We start from the raw sequence: 17,772 nt of genomic DNA on the forward strand, positions 1-17,772 counted from the left end.
TGCAAGGAGTTTTGCCATGAACAACGTCTCGCGCTTTCTGACCGCAGCAGCCTTCGCCTTCACCGGTGCCGCCGCCCACGCCAACAGTGCTGTGGAGCAGAGCAGTTGCGCCAGCAGCACCTGCTTCCAGCTGACCACCGTGGCGAAGGAGGGCAGCGATGCACTGATCGCCGCTGACGGCTCCAGCCGTACACCGCAGGGCCAAATGGTTGCCGCTGACGGCTCCAGCCGCACGCCGCAGGGGCAGATGGTCGCCGCTGACGGATCGAGCCGCACGCCGCAAGGCCAGATGGTCGCCGCTGATGGTTCCAGCCGTACACCGCAAGGCCAACTGGTCGCGGAAAACGGTGCCAGTCGTACGCCTCAAGGGCAGTTGCTCGACGGCCAGACTGCATGAGCCACGGCGTAAATAAAGCGAGCTAGCGAGGGGCGTTTCCCTCGCTGCCCGGTTGTGTGCCCAGCCCCCATTCCAAGGTGACCCCTTATGTACCTCATTGCATTTCTCGGCGGTCTGCTGACCGTTCTCAGTCCGTGCATCCTGCCGGTGGTGCCGTTTCTGTTCGCTGGCGCCAACCGTACCCGTTCCTCGATCTTCCTGACTCTCGCCGGAATGGCGCTGACCTTTGCGCTGATCTCCAGCCTTGCCGTGGTCAGCAGCGAGTGGGTGATTCAGGCCAGCAACACCGGCCGCCACGTTGCCTTGCTGGTCATGGCGCTGTTCGCCCTGTCGCTGATCTCGGCCCGCGTCGGTGACTGGCTGACCAGGCCGTTTGTCGCGCTCGGCAATCGTCTCGATCAGGACACGCGTAAACGTGCCGGACCGATGGGCTCGATCATGCTCGGTGTCGCCACCGGCCTGTTGTGGGCGCCCTGTGCCGGGCCGATCCTTGGGGTGATTCTGACCGGCGCAATGTTGCAAGGCGCCAATGCGCAGACCAGCCTGTTGCTGCTGGCTTACGGCGTCGGCAGTGCCTTGTCGCTGGGCACGTTGATTTTTGCCGGGCGCGGTCTGGTCAATCGGCTGAAACCGTCGATCCCGTTCAGCGGCTGGTTGCGTCGCGGTGCCGGGGTTGCGGTACTTGCTACGGTCGCGGTGATCTCGACGGGCGCCGACAAAACCCTGCTCGCCAATACCTCTTCCGAGGGCGTGGCCAGCGTCGAGAAAAACGTCCTGGAAAACGTGCCGAAAGTGGTCGACTACTTCGTCAGCAAGGTCCGCGCCGATTCGATGATGGACGAGGCCCGGGGCGCAATGCCGTCGCTGTCGGGCGCTGTGCAATGGCTCAATTCACCAGAGCTCAGTGCCGAATCCCTGCGCGGCAAAGTGGTGCTGGTGGACTTCTGGACCTACGACTGCATCAACTGCCAGCACACCTTGCCGTACGTCAAAGACTGGGCGAAGAAATACGAGAAGGACGGCCTGGTAGTGATCGGCGTGCACACCCCCGAATACGGCTACGAACGCATCATCAACAACGTCAAGGATCAGGTAAAAAAACTCGGTATCACCTACCCGGTCGCCATCGACAACGACTACGCGATCTGGCGCAACTTCGACAATCAATACTGGCCGGCGCATTACCTGATCGACGCCAAGGGCCAGATGCGTTACAGCCACTTCGGTGAAGGTCGCTATGCCGAGCAGGAGCAGATGATCAAGCAGTTGCTGGAAGAGGCCAAGGCGCCGGCAGCCTGAGTGTTTCATGCGCTTGACAGATCTTCACCACTCATCGGCAAAGTGCCCGGTTTACGGGGTTGCCGGACGATTGACAGGGACGCCGGGCAGCCTCGGCGCGATAGTGAGCAAGCACGGTCCGCGTCGCAGCCTGTGCATTCTCTCTGCCACGGAGCTCGCTGTCATGAGTACCCCGATTGATCTCACTGCCCTGAAGGAACGTCAGAAAGTCGCTTGGGCCAGTGGCGACTACGCCGTGATCGGCACCACATTGCAGATCGTCGGTGAAAGCCTCGCCGAGGCCTGCGATCTGCGCTGTGATGAACAGGTGTTGGATGTCGCGGCCGGTAACGGCAACGCAACCCTGGCAGCGGCGCGGCGCGGTTGTGTGGTGACCTCCACCGATTACGTCGCGGCACTGCTGGAGCGTGGTCAGGATCGCGCCCGGGCCGAACATCTGGAGGTGATTTTTCAAGTGGCCGATGCCGAGGCTTTGCCTTTTCCCGATGAAAGCTACGACGCCGTGTTGTCGACGTTCGGCGTGATGTTCGCGCCTGACCAGGTCACCGCCGCTGCTGAGCTGGGGCGGGTCTGTCGTCGGGGCGGGCGGATCGGTATGGCGAACTGGACGCCGGAGGGCTTCGTCGGGCAGATGTTCAAGATTCTCGGCCAGCATCTGCCGCCGCCAGCAGTGGCCCAGCCACCGTCGAACTGGGGCTCGGATGCGTGGCTGCACAAGCATTTCGATGACCGCGATTTTGTCGTACGCGTGACCCGCAGCCACTTCAATTTCCGCTACCGCTCGGCGGCGCATTTCATTGACATCTTTCGCCACTGGTACGGGCCGGTGCACAAGGCTTTTGCGGTGTTGTCGGCGGAGGCAGGACAGGCGCTGGAGGATGATCTGACGGATTTGCTCAACCGGTCGAATCGCGCCGGGGAGGCGTCGCTGGTGGTGCCGAGTGAGTATCTGGAGGTGGTGATTACCAAGCGCTAGCCCACCTCGGATCTCCTGATCGATGAAGATCTCTGTGGGAGCGAGCCTGCTCGCGAAAGCGGTGTGCCAGCCAACCTTGATGTTGATGGAACCACCGCATTCGCGAGCAGGCTCGCTCCCACAGGGGGCTGTGCTTATTTCTAATGGCCGCGGTCAAACCACTCCAGCGCCGTGCGCCAGATGCAGATCCCCAGAAAATAAGCCGACATCAGCAACCACAAGCCCATCACCAGCGGGTTGATCACCGGGTGATTGAGCACCAGTGACAGACTGCACAACAGCCAGATCGCCGTCACCGCGATATTGATTGGCATGAAACGCCGCACGCGAAACGGGTGCAGGAACTTCATCCGCGTCACCGTCAGCAATGCCAGACCGATCACGGTGAGAAAGGTGATCCACGGCCCCGGGCCGATGATGTACAGGCACAGCGCAACCACGTTCCAGGCCGCCGGGAAGCCGACAAAATAGTTGTCCTTGCTCTTCATGTTGACGTTGCAGAAACAGAACAGCGACGACACCAGAATCACCGACACCGTCAGCAACAGGGTGTAATCGGGCAGGGGAATGTAGCGGTAGATAAACAGCGCCGGGATGAATACATAAGTCAGGTAATCGATGACCAGATCAAGGATCGAACCGTCGAAACTCGGCAGCACCGATTGCACATTGACCTTGCGCGCCAGTGCGCCATCGAGGCCGTCGACGATCAGCGCCACGCCCAGCCACATCAGGCAATGAATCGGCTGGTTTTCCAGCAGGGCGAGGGTGGCGAGGAAGGCGGTGACCACGCCAGTCGCGGTAAAACCATGGGCGCCCCATGCTTTGAGCCTGGCGATGTGTACGGTGGATATCACGGGGGCGTTCTCCAGAAAGTGAAGCAAGCCGGGTATCGCCCATCGTCAGAAAGGGCGTCGGCAAACCGGGTCGGGTTGCAGCTATCGACCGGTTTGGCCGGGATAAGGTTCACCACCCATGAATCTTAGCTGGCTCGCGGAAAATTTCTCGGGTGCGATTTCATCGGTGAGCCGGCGTCAGCCCAACGGTGCTGGCGCTATGGCTGCGTCGGTCTATCGTTGCCTGACGCAATCAGGCCGGGGCCTCGGAGGACAACGTCATGAACACCAGCGATTTGCTTGAACAACTGCTGCGAGGCCAGGCCTCGGCGGGACAACAGCGTGGCGCTTCGGCCGGTGACGGTCTGGGCGGATTGCTCGGTGGCCTGTTGGGCGGCGGCAGTCAGACTGGAGCGGGTGGTGCGACGGCTTCGGGTGGCCTCGGCGGCCTGGGTGGTTTACTCGGTGGCCTGCTCGGCGGTGGCGGCTTGGGAAGCGCCCTCGGTGGCGGCAGCCGAAGCCGTACCGGCGGGACCAATTACGCCGCACTCGCGTCGCTGGGCATGATGGCCTACCAGGCGTACCAAGCCTGGCAACGCAGCCAGGCCAGCACCGCGCCGAAAGAACTGCCACAAACCGCCGACCTGCTCGCCGGCCCGCAAATCGAAACCCACAGCCACGCGGTACTGCGCGCCCTGATCGCCGCCGCCAAGGCTGACGGACGCATCGACGACGCAGAAAAGCATCTCATCAGCAGCGAAATCGGCAAACACACCGCCGACCCGCAGTTGCAGCAATGGCTCGACGCCGAAGTCGCCAAACCGCTGGATCCCCGGGAAGTGGCGCAATCCGCTGACGGCGATCCTGCCGTAGCCGCCGAAATGTACCTGGCCAGCGTCATGCTGGTGGACGACCAACATGACGCCGAACGCAGCTATCTCGATGAGCTGGCCGCAGCCTTGAACATCGATCCCGACTTGCAGGTGCATCTGGAACAGCAGGCGAAAGGGCAAGCCTGACACGCTGTAAAAATCCCTGACACTGCCAGCCCCGGCCGGTCCACCCGTCCGGGGCTTTTTTACCTCGATTGAATTTTTCCGCCGCCGAGTTGCTCTTCTGCATAACAGAACCCGTCTGCCATCGGTGTGCTCATGAACAGGAACCTCGACGATTACAACCGCATGCGTGATTTTTCCGCGACGTCGGAGCCGGCCGCAGTCAAGCGCTCGGGCCGAAAGTCGGCCAAGGATCATGCCTTGCAGTTCTGCATCCAGAAGCACGACGCTTCGCACCTGCATTACGACTTTCGCCTCGAGCTCGACGGCGCCCTGAAGAGCTGGGCGGTGCCGAAGGGGCCGTCGCTGGACCCGTCGGTCAAGCGTCTGGCGATTCATGTCGAGGATCATCCGCTCGATTACGCGACGTTCGAAGGCAGCATTCCCGAGGGGCATTACGGCGCCGGTGATGTGATCGTCTGGGATCGCGGCGTGTGGATTCCGCTGGAGGATCCGCACAAGGCCTATGCCAGGGGGCGGCTCAAGTTCGAGCTGCAGGGCGAGAAGCTCGGCGGCGTGTGGAATCTGGTGCGCACGCACATGCCGGGCAAGAAAGAACAATGGTTCCTGATCAAGCATCAGGACAACGCCGCGCGACCGCAGGATGATTTCGACGTGCTGGTCGCCGAGCCCGACAGCGTGCTCAGCGAGCGCACGATTGTCGGCAAATCAGCGGCTGCTGCCGATAAAGCCAAACCGGTAAAAAAGGCCCCGGCAAAGGCGCGCAAGCAGGCGTCCGGGCAGCTTACCGGCGCGCGCAAGGCCAAGTTGCCGGCACTGATCAAGCCGGAACTGGCGACGCTGGTCGACAGCGCGCCCGAAGGGCAGTGGAGCTACGAGATCAAGTTCGACGGCTACCGGATCATGGCGCGGATTGATCACGATGAGGTGCAGCTGTTCACCCGCAATGGCCACGACTGGACGCACAAACTCCCGCAGCAGGCCAAGGCACTGGCGGCGTTGGGTCTGGAATCGGCATGGCTCGACGGTGAAATGGTCGTGGCCAATGAGCAAGGCGTGCCGGATTTTCAGGCGTTGCAGAATGCCTTCGATGCCGGGCGCAGCGGCAACATTGTTTATTACCTGTTCGACGTGCCGTATCTGAATGGCGTCGACCTGCGCGATGTGCCGGTGGAAGAACGCCGCGCTGCGCTGAGCACCATCCTCGGTGCGCAGAAAGAATCGTCAACGCTGCGCTTCTCCGAAGCCTTCGAAGAAACCCCGGATGCGCTGCTCAACAGCGCTTGCCAGATGCAGATGGAAGGCCTGATCGGCAAACGCCTCGGTTCGCCATATGTATCGCGGCGCAGCGGCGACTGGATCAAGCTCAAATGCAAGCATCGCCAGGAATTCGTCATCGTCGGCTACACCGATCCGAAAGGTGCGCGCAGTGCTTTCGGTGCCTTGCTGCTCGGCCTGCACGACCGCGACAGCGGCGAGTTGCGCTATGCCGGCAAGGTCGGCACCGGGTTCAACGAAACCACATTGAAAAGCATCCTCGCCCAACTCAAGCCGTTGCAGACCAAAAGCGCCGCAGTGGTCAATCCGCCCAGCGGTTTCGAGGCCAAAGGTGTGCACTGGCTCAAACCCAAACTGCTGGCCGAAGTGGCATTCGCCGAGATGACCAAGGACGGCTCGGTGCGCCACGCCGTGTTCCATGGTTTGCGCGATGACAAACCGGCCAAGGACATTACCGAAGAGCGAGCGAAGCCTGTGAAAGCTGCCAAGTCCGAAAGGACCGAAAAAAACGAAAAAACCGATAAGACCAAAACCGCCGACAAGCAGCCGGCAAAGAAAACCGCCGCCAGCAAAAAAGCCGAGACCGCACCGTCGCAATCAGGACTGGCCGGCGGCAAGGTACGCATCACCCACCCGGATCGGGTGATCGACGCCGTCAGCGGCACGACCAAAATGCAACTGGCGCAGTACTACGCCAGTGTCGCCGAATACATCCTGCCGCAACTCAAGGATCGCCCCGTGGCGTTGGTGCGTGCGCCGGACGGTATTGCTGGCGAACTGTTCTTCCAGAAGAACGCCGAACGCTTGGCTATCCCGGGGATTACTGCACTAGACAAGGACATCACCGGCCAACCAGTGATGATGATCAACAATCCCGAAGCGCTGGTCGGCGCGGTGCAGATGAGCACCGTCGAGCTGCACACCTGGAATGCCACGAAGGTGGATCTGGACAAGCCCGATCGCTTCGTCCTCGACCTCGACCCGGATCCGGCGTTGCCATGGAAAAGCATGGTTGAAGCCACCGCGCTGACCCTCACCGTGCTCGATGAACTTGGGCTCAAGGCTTTCCTGAAAACCAGCGGCGGCAAAGGCATTCACCTGGTGGTGCCATTGACGCGCAAGCATGGCTGGGACGAAGTGAAGGACTTCAGCCACGCCATCGTCAGCCACATGGCCAAGTTACTGCCGGATCGTATATCAGCGGTGTCCGGGCCGAAAAACCGCGTCGGGCGGATCTTCATCGATTACCTGCGCAACGGCCTCGGCGCCACCACCATTTGCGCCTACGCCGCACGCGCGCGGGAAGGCATGCCGGTGTCGGTGCCGCTGTACCGAGAGGAAGTCGCTGAAATCAAGGGCGGTAATCACTGGAACATCTACAACGTTCACGAGCGTCTGACCGAAGTCGGTGATCAGCCTTGGGCGGACATGAAGAAAACCCGTCAGACCATCACCGCCGAGATGCGCAAACGCGTCGGCATGAAAAAGTGATCAGGTGTCGCGCAGCAGGTCGTGGGCGTTGAGCAGTTCGAAGGCGATTTGCGGGTGGTTTTCCAGGCCCTTGCGAATTGCCGCCGGGATTGCCGCGCGAGTCTTGCGACACAGGCCTGGCAGCTCATCGATCTGAATGGCAATGCCGCGCATGGTGCGGACTTCGTTGAAACCGGGGGCTACGTCGACGCGAATGCCCAACTGCTCGTACATGCGCTGTTGCAGGCGTTTGAGGTCGGCGAGGTCTTTGAGTTGTTCCAGGCGCGCCAGGAGGATTTTTTCCTCGGCACGAGTCAGGCGCAGGATGCGCAAATCCGCGCCGGGCGTTTCCAGCAACGGATCGCGCCCGCAGATGCAGGCGCCGGGAGGGCAGGGTGAGCGCAAGGGCACGGTCGTCGTCATGGCCTCCATCATAGAGGCCGTCGGACATGTTTGCCTATGCGCACTCAGCGGCCGTCCATCGGCCGCTGCGTCCCTCGTGACTACTGCTGCACGCCTTCGTATTGCACGAGAATGGCGTTAGCCAGGTCTTCATCACTGGCGTTCAAGCCAGGGTTGGCCTGACGCACCTGTTGCAGTACCGACTCAAGATAAACCCCACGAATGGCCCCGCCGCTGGCAACGAACGCAGACACGTCGTCACGGGCCGGAATGACCATTTTGTCGTCCTTGAAGGTCGAGTACAGCGACGCGGAGACACCTGCCGAGGTGGCGACGTCACCCGCGTCAACGCGGGCCAGCGCCGAACCGACCGGCAGGCAAAGCATTAAAGAAGTAATCAGGACTAACTTGCGCATGACGTGTTCCTCCACAAGCGCTAAGCAAAAAGGGAAGGGACTACATAACCTCAGAGGTGAACGGCGCGCGGGAGTTCCGTAGGCCGCAAAAACGTAGCGGCGAGGAACCGGGCAAAACCGGCAAGGGTCTACCGCTTGCCTGTATTGCCGAGAATCGACCCATGCTCGTCAGAGTCAGCGACAACTTCGCCCAACCGGCAGATACGCGAATCGAAGCGCTTTTGCTCGCTGGATTTGTCTGCCTGACCATCGCGCTCGGCCTGTTTCCGCGCAGCCGCGTCGACTGGCTATTGGAAAATGTCCTGGCGTTGGCGCTGGTCTTGACCCTGCTGCTGGCGCATCGGCGTTTTCGCCTATCGACGCTGTCGCTGGGGATGCTCTTCGCCTTTCTGTGCATTCATGAAGTCGGCGCGCATTACACCTATTCGCGGGTGCCGTACGATCAGTGGGGCACGCTGTTGACCGGGGTCAGCGTCAACAAAGTGCTGGGTCTTGAACGCAATCACTATGATCGGCTGGTGCACCTTAGCTATGGATTGCTGCTGGTCTGGCCGATTCGCGAAGTGCTGCTGCGTCTGACGCCGTTGCGCGGCGCGTGGCTGGCGCTGTTGACCCTGAATGTAGTGCTGGCGACGTCGGCGTTGTACGAATTGATCGAATGGGTCGGCGGCGCTTACCTGGGCGACGACACTGGCCAAGCCTTCGTCGGTGCGCAGAATGATCCGTGGGATTCGCAGAAGGACATGGCCCTGGCGCTGTTCGGCGCCGGGCTGTCCTTGCTGGTGTTGACGCGCTGGCGTCGAGCGCCGCGCTGAAGGATCAGATCACGCCGCAGGCCATGCGGTCGCCGCCACCGCCCAGTGGCTTGGGCATGTCGGAATGGTTGTCGCCGCCAGCGTGAATCATCAGGGCGTGGCCCTTGATCTCGGAAATTTTCTTCAGGCGCGGCGCCAGCACCGGGTAGTTGGCGACACCATCAGCCGTCACATACACCGCCGGCAGATCGCCCAGATGCCCATCGGCGTAAGGGCCAAGGTGCTTGCCGGTTTTCGCCGGATCGAAGTGTCCGCCAGCCGCCAGTGCGGCGCCTTTCACGCCATCCTTCGTGCCCGCTTCGCAGCTGCCGTTTTCATGGACATGGAAACCGTGAATGCCGGCCGGCAACGATTTCAGGTCGGGTGTGAACAGCAGGCCATATGGCGTCTCACTGACTGTTACCGAGCCGATCGCCTGCGGCGCGCCGTCGGCGCTGACCAGATTGATTGCGACTTTCTCCGTTGCTGCCTGTGCGGTGCCGATTGCCAACGTGCCGAGCAGACCAAACCACAGTGCGCGTTTCATAAGCGTTTCCTTCAGCTGCATGAATGTTCGAAGCGCTGGATTGATAGCCTGCCGGGGTTAACCGGCGATGAAGGCATTATCCAGCGGCGCTGCAATGTGTGACCGGGTTCGCGTTTGAAAAGTTTTGCCGGATTCAAGTCGCCGCTGACATCAGCCGATACGCTCTGTGTCGGCAGTTCCCTGCACATAGGCTTAACTGAAATCCGACAAGCGCAATCCAGCGTGCCCACGGGAGATTCCACTGTGTCGATCAAACTGCGTTTGGTGTTGCTGATTGCGACCAGCCTGCTGACGGCGCTGATCGTGAGTCTGGTCAGCTACGTGGGCAATCTGCGGATGGCCACGGCGGTCGGCGATAACACGGTGAGCATGAGCGCGCTGCGCAATCACATGGAAGCGGACATGATGCACGACGCCCTGCGCGCCGATGTCTATTCGGCGATGCTGGTCGGCCTGGGCAAAAGCACCGCCACCGAGGTGCGCGATTCGCTCACCGAGCACGCCGGGCATTTTCGTGAAGTGCTGGATGACAACCTGAAGCTGCCGATCAACCCGCAGTTGCGCACGGCGCTGGAGCAGATCAAGCCGAGCCTCGATACCTACATCAAATCCGCCGAGCAGATCGTCGGCGTGGCGCTGGACAATCCGGATGCCGCCCAGCAACAGCTTGGCACGTTCAATACCGCGTTCAGCCAGCTCGAAGAACAGATGGCGGCGCTCAGCGAGTTGATCGAAAGCAACACCCGACAGACCAGCGAAGGCACCGAAGCAGCCATTCGCAATGCCAATCTGGCCCTTGGTGTGGTGCTGATCGCCAGCCTGTTGTTGCTGCTGGTCCAGGGCCGCTGGGTGATGCGCAGCATCCTCGGGCCGCTGCAGTCCGCCAGCCGCATCGCCGAAAGCATTGCCCATGGCAATCTCAGCGAACCGATTGTCGAGCCCGCCGGCAAGGACGAAGCCAGCGTTTTGATCCGTACATTGGCGACCATGCAGCGTGATCTGCGCAACATGATCGACGTGGTCCGGCGCAACGCTCACGGCGTCATTGGCATGAGCGAGCAGCTCAGCCACGGCTGCCATCAGGTCGCCGACAGCAGCCAGCAGCAAAGCGTTGCCGCCGGCACCATGGCGGCCGCCGCCAGCCAGATGACTGCGAGCATCGAAGAGATCACCCGCCACGCCGAACGTGCCCTGAGCATGGCCAATCAGGCCGAAAACCTGGCCAAGGAGGGTGGCGGGGTGATTCATCAAGTGGTCAGCGACATGGACGACATCGCCCGCTCGGCACAGCAGTCGGCGCAGGTGATCCGCACGCTGGATCAGGAATCCGAGGCAATCTTCAACATCATTCAGGTGATCAAGAGCATCGCCGACCAGACCAACCTGCTGGCGCTCAACGCGGCGATCGAGGCAGCGCGGGCGGGTGAACAGGGCCGTGGTTTTGCCGTGGTCGCCGATGAAGTGCGCAGTCTGGCCGCACGCACCAGCGCTTCGACCCAGGAAATCGCCGCCATGGTCGCGCGCATCCAGAACAGCACGCGCGAGGCGGTTAGCAGCATGGAGGCGGGCGTGGCGCAGGTCGACAAGGGCATGGCGGTGACGGCGGAAGTCGAGCGGGCGATTCGCGAGATCCTCGATGCGACGCTCAGCACCACGCAACTGGTGAATGACATCACCCGCACGATTGGCGAACAGAGTATGGCCAGCAACGAAATCGCCCATCAGGTGGAAATGATTGCGGGGATGAGCGAGGGCAATAGCCGGGTGATCGGGCAGACGGCGACGACTACCGATGAATTATCGAATCTGGCGGGACAGTTGGCGCAGTCGGTGGATCGGTTTCGGTTGTGATAGCGGTAGGACTGGTGTCTATCACGGCCTTATCGCTGGCAAGCCAGCTCCCACAGGGTCTGATGTTGTGAATGCAACGGTGTGTACACCATCATCCACTGTGGGAGCGGGCTTGCCCGCGATGAGGCCAGCTCGGGCAACACTGAATCAGGCCAATGTTCCCTTAATCAAAACCTGAACGCCTGTCGTCCCACCAACAACCATTTCCCGCCCTGTTTCTGCCAGATCTGGAAATTTTCGATCTCGGTCGGAATCACCTCGGTCCCTTTCAACGCCTGTGCGGAGAAGTGGTGGCGCACCAATGCGGTATCGCCGGACATCGTGATGGTCTGCTTCTGCATCTCCAGGGTCTTGAACGCGCTGCGGCCGGTTTCGATGTCGGCGATGAATTCCTGCTTGTCCTGAATCTTGCCGCTGGAGTGGCCATAGGTCAGGTTCGGCGCGGTCAGAGCGTTCAACTCGGCGATGTCTTTATGCAGCATCGCCTGAGTCAGGTGATCAACCGCTTGGGCAACGTCCTTTTCCGCTGGGGCAGGGGCGGCCATGGCGCAGGCGCTGAAGGCGCAGAACAAACCGATGAGGAGGCGGGATTTGGTCATGTTGTTTCCTTGTTGTTATTGGGTTTGGATGACTGGCTTGGTTCGTCAGTCATCGTACAACGTAGCAGGTTATTTTCTCCATGAACAACGAGCCGTTGGCACTGATTTATCAAGTTGCGATGCGTATCGCGCAAAAAACTTTGCAGGCCGATGCCTGATCACGGTCATGTTTGGTGGCCCATGGCCGATAAGTCTCTGAGCGGAAAAAGACTTTCAAGTCGGGAACAGACGCGCGGGTTCGCCCTGACGTGATATTCTCCGCGCCAAATTTGCTTTGACCTAATTCGGTTGGCTGGCCTTTCGGGCGGGCCGACGGGATCCCTGTCGCTCAAGCAGCTGAAGCCAATAACGATAAGAAGTCAGTTCAGAAGGGACATTAACTGAGGTCGATGCCACATGTCGGCCTTGTGTGCCCACCCGTCAATATTGAAGTGTGCCGGATTGCGCGACGCCAGCCTGAGCGTCAGCAAAGCGCAACGCAGACTGATAACAACGACGGGCGGAAGGCGTTTTATCATAGGTGCAACAGATGTTTAAGAAAGTGAACACAGCCTTGCTCGGTCTGGCTTTGGCGATGGGGATGTCGTCTGCCAATGCTGCCGAAGCCAAGAAAGTTGACGTCCTGCTGATCGGCGGCGGCATCATGAGCACCACCCTGGGTGTGTGGATCAATGAGCTGGAACCGACCTGGTCGATGGAAATGGTCGAGCGCCTCGATGGCGTCGCCCTGGAAAGCTCCAACGGCTGGAACAACGCCGGTACCGGTCACTCGGCTCTTGCCGAGCTGAACTACACCCCGGAAGACGACAAGGGCAACGTAACGATCCCGAAAGCTGTCGAGATCAACGAAGCGTTCCAGGTTTCCCGTCAGTTCTGGGCCTGGCAGGTTCAGCAGGGCGTGCTGAAGAACCCTCGCTCGTTCATCAACACCACACCGCACATGAGCTTCGTGTGGGGCGATGACAACATCAAGTTCCTGAAAAAGCGCTACGAAGCCCTGCAGGCGAGCCCGCTCTTCGCCGGCATGCAGTACTCCGAAGACCCGGCGGTGATCAAGAAGTGGGTACCGCTGATGATGGAAGGGCGTGACCCGAACCAGAAAATCGCGGCCACCTGGAGCCCGCTGGGTACGGACATGAACTTCGGCGAAATCACCCGCCAGTTCGCCGCTCACCTGCAAACCAAACCTAACTTCGATCTGAAACTGTCGAGCGAAGTAGAAGACATCACCAAGAATGCCGATGGCACTTGGCGTGTCAGCTACAAAAACCTCAAAGACGGCAGCAAGACCGAAACCGACGCCAAGTTCGTGTTCATCGGCGCCGGCGGCGGTGCCCTGCACCTGCTGCAGAAGTCGGGCATTCCTGAAGCCAAGGAATACGCAGGCTTCCCGGTTGGCGGTTCGTTCCTGGTGACCGAGAACCCGACGATTGCCGAGCAGCACCTGGCCAAGGCCTACGGCAAGGCTTCGGTTGGCGCGCCACCGATGTCGGTTCCGCATCTGGACACCCGTGTTCTGGATGGCAAGCGCGTCATTCTGTTTGGCCCGTTCGCGACCTTCAGCACCAAGTTCCTCAAGGAAGGTTCGTACTTCGACCTGCTGACCAGCACCACCACCCACAACATCTGGCCAATGACCAAGGTCGGCATCAAGGAATACCCGCTGGTCGAGTACCTTGCCGGTCAGTTGATGCTGTCGGATGAAGACCGTCTGAACGCGCTGAAGGAATACTTCCCGAACGCCAAAGCCGAAGACTGGCGCCTGTGGCAAGCCGGCCAGCGCGTGCAAATCATCAAGCGTGATGAAGCCGCTGGTGGCGTGCTGAAGCTGGGCACCGAGATCGTTGCTTCGCAAGACGGCTCGATCGCCGGCCTGCTGGGCGCATCGCCAGGCGCGTCGACCGCTGCACCGATCATGCTGAGCGTGCTGCAGAAAGTCTTCAAAGACAAAGTCGCAACCCCTGAGTGGCAGACCAAGCTGCACCAGATCGTGCCGAGCTACGGCACCCAGCTGAACAGCGATCCGGCCAAAGTGGCTGCAGAGTGGGCTTACACCGCGAAGATCCTCGAACTGCCGACGCCTCCAGCGATCGGTCAGGTAGCTGCTCCGGCGGCACCTGCGGCTGACAAAGCCGTAGCGCCGAAGGAAAACGCTGCACGTGACATGGCTCTGTAAGCAGAACCCTGACACACAAAACCCACTGAACCGGCGACGGTCAGTGGGTTTTTTTATGCAGGGTGGATTCAGGCTTTTGCGGACGCGAGATAAGCACCGAGTCGCCGACCCATTTCTTCGCCCAGTGCCTGCAACCCGCTCAGCGGCCGCACCATCACTTCGAACTCGACAATCTTGCCGTGCTCATCGAAGCGAATCATGTCGATACCTTTGAGTTCCTTGCTGCCGACTCTGGCGCTGAATTCGAGAATCACATTCAGGCCATCCGCCGTCGCCAATTCGCGGTGATAGACGAAATCTTCGAAGACTTCGAACACGGTGTTGAGGATCATCGCCACCACCGGCGCGCCGGGGTAGGGCGTGTGGGCCATGGGCGAGCGGAACACAGCTTGCGGATCGAGCAGTTCGGGCAGGGCTTTGAGATTGCCGCTGCGGATCATCGCGTGCCAGCGCTCAAGGGACGCGGCGACGTTGGGCTGCAAGGCGAGGTCGGGCATGATCACTCCGGTTTTTCTTGTTGTCGGTCGGCAATGACTGTAGATCAACCGCGCCGAAAGTGGATCCTCAAGTCTCAGCCTGAATACCGCTTCATGCCCGAAGCGGATCAGATGCGCATCTGATCCGTATTTTTCTGTTTCATCTGCCTCTATATTCAGTACAGCCACAGGCTCAGAATGCCCCGGCAGTGCGGCCAGTCACCCTCCGACCTCATCCCGCAGCGTCCGGTGCACCGCACACCCAGCCTCAAGGAGCGCAACATGTACAAGATGGCGATTTTTCTCGGCGGCTTTCTGACCTTGACCATTCTGATCGGCGTGCTGGCGACGATCTCTCCAGTCTGATCCGCACGCAGCTTTTTCGAACTCTGCCGTTCTCCTGCTTTCAGTTGCAGAACAGGGCCAGCACGCGCCCGTCACTGAAAGTTCGAGGAGTGAAACATGCGTACGACAACCTCACAGGGACGTTGGGTTCCTATCGGTTTGATGGTCGCCGCATTGACCGGTTGCGCCATGAGCAACACCGATTCGCCGGTGCAGACACCCGGCCAGGCCAAGGCCTCCGACACCGAGATGCTCGAAGTCGGCGCGCAGTGGTTGCAGGACAAGCCGCCGATCCGCGCGTTGAACATGTACCTTGATGGCTTTCATTTTTACAACGGTCATCCCGGCGCGCAGATGGAAGCACACCATTACTGCTCGGCGCTCAACGAAGAAGTGTTCCAGTGCGTGATCTACGACGGCAACACGGCTGAAGCGAAGTTGATGGGCGTCGAATACATCATCAGTCAGCGCCTGTTCACGCAATTGCCGGCGAAAGAAAAAGCCCTGTGGCACAGCCACGCTCACGAAGTCAGTTCTGGCCAGTTGGTCGCGCCGGGCATCCCGCAAGTGGCAGAAACGCGCTTGATGGAAAAGCTCGCCAATACCTACGGCAAGACCTGGCACACCTGGCATACCGATCAGGACAAGCAACTGCCGCTGGGCGTGCCGCAGTTGATGATGGGCTTTACCGCTGACGGTCAGGCCGATGCACAAATGGTCCGCCAGCGCGATCAGCGCCTGGGCATTGATAGCGCCGAAAAGAAAAAGGCTCGTGCCGGGATCAAACCGGCGCCTGTCGCAACGGGGGCTGATGCGTGGCAGAAGGGTAATGTCATCCAGCTCAACGACCCGACCGGCCATCAACACGTCATGCCGCGCCCGGCCACGCCAAGCGATGAGAATGCCCGGAGTCAGCCGTGATTTACGGCGCGCCGAACAGCATCGTCCAGTAAACGCCGTCGTCGCTGCGCGCTTCGCTGGCGAAGCCGGCGCCGACCTGAGTGAACATCGGGTTCATCAGGTTCGCGCAGTGGCCCGGGCTGGCCAGCCAGCCGGCCATGGCTTTGCCTGGTGAGCTTTGTCCGGCAGCGATATTTTCCCCGACCTGGCGGCCGCGATAACCGGCAGCACGGGCGCGGTCGGCCGGCATGTCACCGTCGGGATCGCGGTGGGCGAAATAATTGCCGTAAGCCATGGCTTTGCTGTGGCCCTGAGCCGCTGCGCCGAGGGCGGCGTTCCAGCTCAACGGCCGCGCGGCGGCAAAGCGCTGGCGGCCACACATACGCGGCCGGGCGCGGGCGGCGTTGACCTCGGCGAGCAGCGCCTTGCCGACGCTGCGGTTGTCACCGACGCGGCTGTCGAGCACCGGTTGCGCCAGCACCACCTGCCATTGATTGCGCGAATGGCTGACGCCGATGTCGGCGTAGTTCGCATCCAGCAAGGCAGCGCAATAGTCGCTCTGCAACTGATCGAAGGCCTCGTCGGCGTCTTCGGCTCCGATAATGCGGATGCTGCGCACCGTGATTGCTGAATAGCCGGAAGACTTCAACGCCTCGCGCATGCCGCCGCCGTAGCGATAGCCGATCGGCAAGGCCAGATTCGATTTCAAAGCCAAAGGCGCCAGACGCTGCGCAGGGCGGCGGTCGCAGCGTTGCGGATGGGCGCGGTAATCATTGATGGCGGCCACCAGTTCGCGCTCTGCACTGGCGTGGGCGGATTCAGTGAAAAAGGGGAACAGGCTCAGCAGGCACAGCGAAACGAAGCGAGACGAACGAACGGCGTGGCGCATGGGACGGACAGCTCTGAAAGGGGACAGCGCTAGAGTGAGGGAGCCGTGTGTGGCGGCGCGGATAGGACTGGGTTTTTTGGACTTGGTTCAGTGGCGGCAAATGCAATTGAATTGCTGTTGTTCGAACCGCTGCCTTCGCGAGCAGGCTCGCTCCCACATCGCGCTTACGGCGTACTCGGAACAACTGTGGGAGCGAGCCTGCTCGCGAAGACGCCGCCCCGGTCAACCCCTCTATCACTGGCAAACAACCACTAGCGATTCAGCACATCCCCCATCCACCGCAAATACTCCCCCCGCTCGGATATCGAGTTGTGCCCCGAATCCGGCACCACCTTCAGCGTCGCCACGCCCGCAGGAAAACGCTCGAACAGTCGCTGCGTACTGCTGCGTCCAATCACTTCGTCATCACTGGCCGCCAACAGCAACGTCGGTGCGCGAATATGCGCCGCGTATTTGCCCGATTCAAAACGATCCTTGAGCAACCATTTCACCGGCACCCATGGGTATTGCCGTTCGGCGATTTCCTCGAGGCTGTTGAACGGGGTCACCAGAATCAGATTCTGCACCGGCCGCTGACTGGCCAGGCGCACCGCCACCCCCGAACCGAGGCTGCGTCCGATGACTGCAATCTGCGGGTGGCTGGCATAGACCTGATCGAACAATGCCAGCGCATCTTCGGCAATCGCGGCTTCCGATGGCGAGCCAGTGCTGTCAGCAAAACCCCGGTAATGCAGGAAATACAGCGCGTAGCCAGGAAACGCCTCAGTGAATTCCGGCAGATTTCGCGATACGTCCTCGGCATTGCCGCCGAAATAAATCAGTGCGCGCGTTCCGCTGCGCTCTCGAGTTGTCACCCAGACCTCGGCATCCGGCATCGACAGTTTCATTCGCGAGTCCGCTGTAACCACGGCGGCAGGTTGGGGAAACCAGATCAGCGAGCGCTGAAACACGAACAGCGCGGCGCACAGCACCAGGTACACGGCAATGATGAAAACGACGAGTGACATCAGGGTTCGGGACATTCGGCTACTTTTAACGGGGAGAGAGGTTGGCTGTGGCAGTGTAGTTCAGCGACTGCGCCTGACAGCCGGCGCACACACCGTGC

The 17,772-nt window shown here is 60.7% G+C and carries 18 protein-coding genes and 1 pseudogene; 11 read left to right on the forward strand and 8 right to left on the reverse strand.

Features of this window, described 5'->3' with window-relative positions; translation table 11 throughout:
- Positions 1-16: 16 nt before the first annotated feature.
- The 3 genes from AAEZ10_RS01080 to AAEZ10_RS01090 all read left to right on the forward strand — a co-directional run bounded on the left by AAEZ10_RS01080 (position 17) and on the right by AAEZ10_RS01090 (position 2,672).
- Entirely contained in the window at positions 17-397 is a 381-nt protein-coding gene (locus tag AAEZ10_RS01080; RefSeq protein WP_110600975.1) for a hypothetical protein, read from the forward strand.
- Between the two features lie 87 nt (positions 398-484).
- Positions 485-1,696, forward strand: a complete 1,212-nt coding sequence (locus tag AAEZ10_RS01085) for a cytochrome c biogenesis protein DipZ (protein WP_123442202.1) — start codon at positions 485-487, stop codon at positions 1,694-1,696.
- A 163-nt stretch (positions 1,697-1,859) separates the two neighbouring features.
- A complete protein-coding gene (locus AAEZ10_RS01090; protein WP_122602988.1) occupies positions 1,860-2,672 on the forward strand; it encodes a class I SAM-dependent methyltransferase in 813 nt (270 codons plus the stop codon).
- Between the two features lie 140 nt (positions 2,673-2,812).
- Here AAEZ10_RS01090 and pcsA read toward each other — a convergent pair whose 3' ends face one another.
- The gene (gene pcsA / locus AAEZ10_RS01095) at positions 2,813-3,529 is read right to left on the reverse strand and encodes a phosphatidylcholine synthase (protein ID WP_071172816.1); all 717 of its coding nucleotides are present in this window, start codon (positions 3,527-3,529) and stop codon (positions 2,813-2,815) included.
- A 260-nt stretch (positions 3,530-3,789) separates the two neighbouring features.
- On the opposite strand from pcsA, the gene AAEZ10_RS01100 reads away from it, so the two are divergent.
- Positions 3,790-4,527 carry a tellurite resistance TerB family protein gene (locus tag AAEZ10_RS01100; RefSeq protein ID WP_350567088.1) on the forward strand — a complete coding sequence of 246 codons (738 nt, stop codon included), beginning with the start codon at positions 3,790-3,792 and terminating at the stop codon, positions 4,525-4,527.
- A gap of 132 nt (positions 4,528-4,659) precedes the next feature.
- On the forward strand, positions 4,660-7,293 hold the full coding sequence (gene ligD / locus AAEZ10_RS01105; RefSeq protein ID WP_350567091.1) for a DNA ligase D: 2,634 nt from the start codon (positions 4,660-4,662) through the stop codon (positions 7,291-7,293).
- Here ligD and AAEZ10_RS01110 read toward each other — a convergent pair whose 3' ends face one another.
- Together AAEZ10_RS01110 and AAEZ10_RS01115 are read right to left on the reverse strand one after the other, a co-directional pair.
- Positions 7,294-7,695: a hypothetical protein gene (locus AAEZ10_RS01110; protein ID WP_071172813.1), complete on the reverse strand. Its 402-nt coding sequence runs from the start codon at positions 7,693-7,695 to the stop codon at positions 7,294-7,296. It lies immediately after the preceding gene.
- A gap of 80 nt (positions 7,696-7,775) precedes the next feature.
- Positions 7,776-8,090 carry a DUF2388 domain-containing protein gene (locus tag AAEZ10_RS01115; protein ID WP_071172812.1) on the reverse strand — a complete coding sequence of 105 codons (315 nt, stop codon included), beginning with the start codon at positions 8,088-8,090 and terminating at the stop codon, positions 7,776-7,778.
- Between the two features lie 161 nt (positions 8,091-8,251).
- Here AAEZ10_RS01115 and AAEZ10_RS01120 point away from each other — a divergent pair, with 161 nt between their 5' ends.
- Positions 8,252-8,905, forward strand: a complete 654-nt coding sequence (locus AAEZ10_RS01120) for a DUF2238 domain-containing protein (protein ID WP_073471213.1) — start codon at positions 8,252-8,254, stop codon at positions 8,903-8,905.
- Positions 8,906-8,909: 4 nt separating this feature from the next.
- Here the strand turns inward: AAEZ10_RS01120 and sodC are convergent, their stop codons facing one another.
- Complete coding sequence (gene sodC / locus AAEZ10_RS01125; RefSeq protein WP_016775149.1) at positions 8,910-9,431, reverse strand: superoxide dismutase family protein; 522 nt, start codon at positions 9,429-9,431, stop codon at positions 8,910-8,912.
- A gap of 243 nt (positions 9,432-9,674) precedes the next feature.
- Here sodC and AAEZ10_RS27855 point away from each other — a divergent pair.
- Together AAEZ10_RS27855 and AAEZ10_RS27860 are read left to right on the forward strand one after the other, a co-directional pair.
- Positions 9,675-10,424: pseudogene (locus tag AAEZ10_RS27855) on the forward strand (MCP four helix bundle domain-containing protein); the annotation flags it as partial.
- A gap of 132 nt (positions 10,425-10,556) precedes the next feature.
- Positions 10,557-11,282 carry a methyl-accepting chemotaxis protein gene (locus AAEZ10_RS27860; RefSeq protein WP_502947664.1) on the forward strand — a complete coding sequence of 242 codons (726 nt, stop codon included), beginning with the start codon at positions 10,557-10,559 and terminating at the stop codon, positions 11,280-11,282.
- 167 nt (positions 11,283-11,449) lie between these two features.
- On the opposite strand, the gene AAEZ10_RS01135 is transcribed toward AAEZ10_RS27860, so the two are convergent.
- Positions 11,450-11,881, reverse strand: a complete 432-nt coding sequence (locus tag AAEZ10_RS01135) for a nuclear transport factor 2 family protein (protein WP_110645575.1) — start codon at positions 11,879-11,881, stop codon at positions 11,450-11,452.
- 529 nt (positions 11,882-12,410) lie between these two features.
- Here AAEZ10_RS01135 and mqo point away from each other — a divergent pair.
- Positions 12,411-14,057: a malate dehydrogenase (quinone) gene (gene mqo, locus AAEZ10_RS01140; protein ID WP_071172807.1), complete on the forward strand. Its 1,647-nt coding sequence runs from the start codon at positions 12,411-12,413 to the stop codon at positions 14,055-14,057.
- Positions 14,058-14,125: 68 nt separating this feature from the next.
- On the opposite strand, the gene AAEZ10_RS01145 is transcribed toward mqo, so the two are convergent.
- Positions 14,126-14,554 carry a nuclear transport factor 2 family protein gene (locus tag AAEZ10_RS01145; RefSeq protein WP_350567100.1) on the reverse strand — a complete coding sequence of 143 codons (429 nt, stop codon included), beginning with the start codon at positions 14,552-14,554 and terminating at the stop codon, positions 14,126-14,128.
- Positions 14,555-14,731: 177 nt separating this feature from the next.
- Between AAEZ10_RS01145 and AAEZ10_RS01150 the strand changes: the two genes are divergently transcribed.
- Positions 14,732-14,899, forward strand: a complete 168-nt coding sequence (locus AAEZ10_RS01150; RefSeq protein ID WP_024013301.1) for a hypothetical protein — start codon at positions 14,732-14,734, stop codon at positions 14,897-14,899.
- A gap of 96 nt (positions 14,900-14,995) precedes the next feature.
- On the forward strand, positions 14,996-15,799 hold the full coding sequence (locus tag AAEZ10_RS01155) for an OBAP family protein (protein ID WP_130902467.1): 804 nt from the start codon (positions 14,996-14,998) through the stop codon (positions 15,797-15,799).
- A gap of 1 nt (position 15,800) precedes the next feature.
- On the opposite strand, the gene AAEZ10_RS01160 is transcribed toward AAEZ10_RS01155, so the two are convergent.
- Together AAEZ10_RS01160 and AAEZ10_RS01165 are read right to left on the reverse strand one after the other, a co-directional pair.
- Positions 15,801-16,667 (reverse strand): CAP domain-containing protein, encoded by an 867-nt coding sequence (locus AAEZ10_RS01160; protein ID WP_122507998.1) that lies wholly within the window; start codon positions 16,665-16,667, stop codon positions 15,801-15,803.
- A 251-nt stretch (positions 16,668-16,918) separates the two neighbouring features.
- On the reverse strand, positions 16,919-17,689 hold the full coding sequence (locus tag AAEZ10_RS01165; RefSeq protein WP_350567104.1) for an alpha/beta hydrolase: 771 nt from the start codon (positions 17,687-17,689) through the stop codon (positions 16,919-16,921).
- Positions 17,690-17,772 lie beyond the last annotated feature (83 nt).

The sequence above is a fragment of the Pseudomonas sp. H26/SER47-MNA-CIBAN-0231 genome (assembly GCF_040310465.1).
GTDB classification, from domain to species: Bacteria; Pseudomonadota; Gammaproteobacteria; order Pseudomonadales; family Pseudomonadaceae; genus Aquipseudomonas; species Aquipseudomonas atacamensis.

Excerpts from the sequence above, each read along its gene's own strand:
- AAEZ10_RS01080 (WP_110600975.1), top strand. The coding sequence starts at position 17 with ATGAACAACGTCTCGCGCTTTCTGACCGCAGCAGCCTTCGCCTTCACC.
- AAEZ10_RS01085 (WP_123442202.1), top strand. The coding sequence starts at position 485 with ATGTACCTCATTGCATTTCTCGGCGGTCTGCTGACCGTTCTCAGTCCG.
- AAEZ10_RS01090 (WP_122602988.1), top strand. The coding sequence starts at position 1,860 with ATGAGTACCCCGATTGATCTCACTGCCCTGAAGGAACGTCAGAAAGTC.
- AAEZ10_RS01100 (WP_350567088.1), top strand. The coding sequence starts at position 3,790 with ATGAACACCAGCGATTTGCTTGAACAACTGCTGCGAGGCCAGGCCTCG.
- ligD (WP_350567091.1), top strand. The coding sequence starts at position 4,660 with ATGAACAGGAACCTCGACGATTACAACCGCATGCGTGATTTTTCCGCG.
- AAEZ10_RS01110 (WP_071172813.1), bottom strand. The coding sequence starts at position 7,695 with ATGACGACGACCGTGCCCTTGCGCTCACCCTGCCCTCCCGGCGCCTGC.
- AAEZ10_RS01115 (WP_071172812.1), bottom strand. The coding sequence starts at position 8,090 with ATGCGCAAGTTAGTCCTGATTACTTCTTTAATGCTTTGCCTGCCGGTC.
- AAEZ10_RS01120 (WP_073471213.1), top strand. The coding sequence starts at position 8,252 with ATGCTCGTCAGAGTCAGCGACAACTTCGCCCAACCGGCAGATACGCGA.
- sodC (WP_016775149.1), bottom strand. The coding sequence starts at position 9,431 with ATGAAACGCGCACTGTGGTTTGGTCTGCTCGGCACGTTGGCAATCGGC.
- AAEZ10_RS27860 (WP_502947664.1), top strand. The coding sequence starts at position 10,557 with ATGGCGGCCGCCGCCAGCCAGATGACTGCGAGCATCGAAGAGATCACC.
- AAEZ10_RS01135 (WP_110645575.1), bottom strand. The coding sequence starts at position 11,881 with ATGACCAAATCCCGCCTCCTCATCGGTTTGTTCTGCGCCTTCAGCGCC.
- mqo (WP_071172807.1), top strand. The coding sequence starts at position 12,411 with ATGTTTAAGAAAGTGAACACAGCCTTGCTCGGTCTGGCTTTGGCGATG.
- AAEZ10_RS01145 (WP_350567100.1), bottom strand. The coding sequence starts at position 14,554 with ATGCCCGACCTCGCCTTGCAGCCCAACGTCGCCGCGTCCCTTGAGCGC.
- AAEZ10_RS01150 (WP_024013301.1), top strand. The coding sequence starts at position 14,732 with ATGCCCCGGCAGTGCGGCCAGTCACCCTCCGACCTCATCCCGCAGCGT.
- AAEZ10_RS01155 (WP_130902467.1), top strand. The coding sequence starts at position 14,996 with ATGCGTACGACAACCTCACAGGGACGTTGGGTTCCTATCGGTTTGATG.
- AAEZ10_RS01160 (WP_122507998.1), bottom strand. The coding sequence starts at position 16,667 with ATGCGCCACGCCGTTCGTTCGTCTCGCTTCGTTTCGCTGTGCCTGCTG.
- AAEZ10_RS01165 (WP_350567104.1), bottom strand. The coding sequence starts at position 17,689 with ATGTCCCGAACCCTGATGTCACTCGTCGTTTTCATCATTGCCGTGTAC.